Origin of the sequence: Streptomyces sp. SID14478 (genome assembly GCF_010548525.1) — a bacterium.
GTDB lineage: Bacteria > Actinomycetota > Actinomycetes > Streptomycetales > Streptomycetaceae > Streptomyces.
Genome location: NZ_JAAGMG010000798.1, coordinates 1 through 2312, shown reverse-complemented (window position 1 = coordinate 2312; position 2312 = coordinate 1). Strand labels below are relative to the sequence as shown.

General features: G+C 74.5%; 2 protein-coding genes and 1 pseudogene. All 3 read left to right on the top strand.

Annotated features, from left to right (window positions below; translation table 11 throughout):
• Positions 1-243: pseudogene (locus tag G3I40_RS46575) on the top strand (hypothetical protein); the annotation flags it as partial.
• A gap of 59 nt (positions 244-302) precedes the next feature.
• Positions 303-1451 carry an acetamidase/formamidase family protein gene (locus G3I40_RS26315; RefSeq protein WP_164304646.1) on the top strand — a complete coding sequence of 383 codons (1149 nt, stop codon included), beginning with the start codon at positions 303-305 and terminating at the stop codon, positions 1449-1451.
• 82 nt (positions 1452-1533) lie between these two features.
• On the top strand, positions 1534-2312 hold a 779-nt coding region (locus G3I40_RS26310; RefSeq protein WP_164304645.1), incomplete at its 3' end, for an amidohydrolase family protein.

The following is a 2312-nucleotide window of genomic DNA, read 5'->3' as shown; positions in this document are numbered from 1 at the left end:
CTGGCGGCGGGGCAGTTCCCCGAAGGCAGCATGGGCCCCAAGATCCGGGCCGCTCTCGGCTTCCTGGCGGCGGGCGGCAGCAGCGTGCTGATCACCTCGCCGCAGGCGCTGGGCGCGGCGCTGCGCGGCGCGAGCGGGACCCGCATCGTGGCGACGGCCCCCGCGGCGACGCCGCCCTCCGCTCCGGTCCGCGCACCCGACGTCACGTCCCCCTCCCGCAACACGACCGGCCCGGGGACGTAACAGCGGGGAAGCACGATGCAGGCCCGCCCTCCCCCACTTCGCAGACGTAAGGAACCCGGATGCCGTCGACCACCGCAGCCGCCTCGCTCCCCACGCCGGTCCCCGACACGCTCCCGCTGGACGGCAGGCACCACCTGCCCACCCGCCCCGACACCGCGCGCTGGGGCGAACTCCCGCACGCCGGGAGCGCGCCCGCGCTGGTGGTGGACGACGGCGACACGCTCACCGTCGATCTCGTCTCCCACGAGGGCATACTCCCCGATCAGGGCCGCGACCCGGTGGCGTTCTTCGGCGGGTACGGGGTCCCGGCGCGGCACGTCCCGCGCGACGCACGGGAGATCGCCGAGTCGGGCCTGGGCCGCGCCACGGAGGGACCGCCGGGGCCGCACATCGTCACCGGTCCCGTCGCCGTGCGCGGCGCGCTCCCCGGGGACCTGCTACGGGTGGAGACGCTGACCCTGCACCGGCGTACCCACTACGGGATCGTCTCCAACCGGCACGCCGCGGGAGCCCTGCCCGGTGAACTCCCCGACGACGGCGCCGCGTTCACCGGCCCCGACACCCGGCGCACCGACGCGGGCACGGTCAGCTCCTTCTGCACCGTCGAACGGGACGGCGCCGGCGCCGAGTTCGGGGTGCTGCGCTGCACTGCGGATCTCTCGGCACGGTTTCCGCTGGCACCGTTCGTCGGGATCATGGGCGTGGCCACGGCCGAGGAAACGGCGGCCAGCTCGGTCCCGCCGGGCCGGCACGGCGGCAACCTCGACATCAAGCACCTGACCTGCGGCTCGTCCCTCTACCTGCCGGTGCAGGCCGAGGGCGCGGGCTTCTACGCGGGTGATCCGCACTTCGCGCAGGGCAACGGGGAAGTGGCGCTGACCGCCCTGGAAGCGCCACTGAGGGCGACGTTCCGGCTGTCCCTGGTGCGAGGCCCGGCGGCGCGGCGCGTGACGGGCCTGCTCGGCGAGCCGTTCGCGGAGACCGGCGCGCACTGGATCGCGCTCGGCCTCGACGCCGATCTCGACGAGGCGATGCGCCAGTGCGTGCGCTCGGCCCTCGCCTTCCTCACCGCCCGCACCGGCATGGACCGGGCGACCGCGTACGCGTACCTGAGCGCGGCCGCCGATTTCGAGGTCTCCCAGGTGGTGGACCGCGTCAAGGGGGTCCACTGCCTGATCCGCAAGGCCGACTTCCACGCCGAACCGTAGACCCGCCCCACCTCGCCCCGCACAGCCCGCACCCGCAGCCGCACGCCTCCCATCCGTCACGAACAGGCAAGGAGAACCCATCGTGACCGCACTACTGCTGCGCGACGCGCGCGTGGAGGACTCACCGGACCTGGCCGACATCCGCGTACAGGACGGCCGCATCGAGACGATCGGCCCGGCGCTCGCGGCCCCGCAGGGCGCCGACGTGCTCGACTGCGCGGGGCGCGTGGTGATCCCCGGACTGATCGAGGCGCACCTGCACCCGGACAAGGCGCTGCTCGACGGGGTGCGGCCCAACCCGTCCGGCACACTCGCGGACGCCATCCGGATCACGGCGGAGCTGAAGGCCGGTTTCACCCACGCCGAGGTGCGGGCCCGCGCCGAACGGGTCCTGCGGATGTGCGTGCGCAACGGCACCACCACGCTGCGCGCCCATCCGGACGTAGATCCGGTGGCGGGCCTGACCGGCCTGGAGGTGCTGCTCGAACTGCGCGAGACCTGGGCCCCGTTGGTGACCGTCCAGGTCGTCGCGTTCCCGCAGGAGGGCGTGTTCAAGGCGCCCGGCACGGAGAAGCTGCTGCGCAAGGCGCTGGAGGCGGGGGCCGATGCCGTCGGCGGCTGCACCTACAGCGAGGCGTCGGTCGAGGACTGCCGACGGCAGGTGGAGCTGGTGCTCGATCTGGCCGCGGAGTACGGCGTCCCCGCAGATCTGCACGCGGACTTCGCGGACGACAGCGCCGACGAGCGGTTCGCGCTCGCGGAGTTCATCGCCCGCCGCACGGCCGAGCGGGGCCTCTCGGGCCGCGTCACGCTCGGCCACGCCACCTCGCTCGGCGGCCGACCGCCCGCCGAACGGGCGGC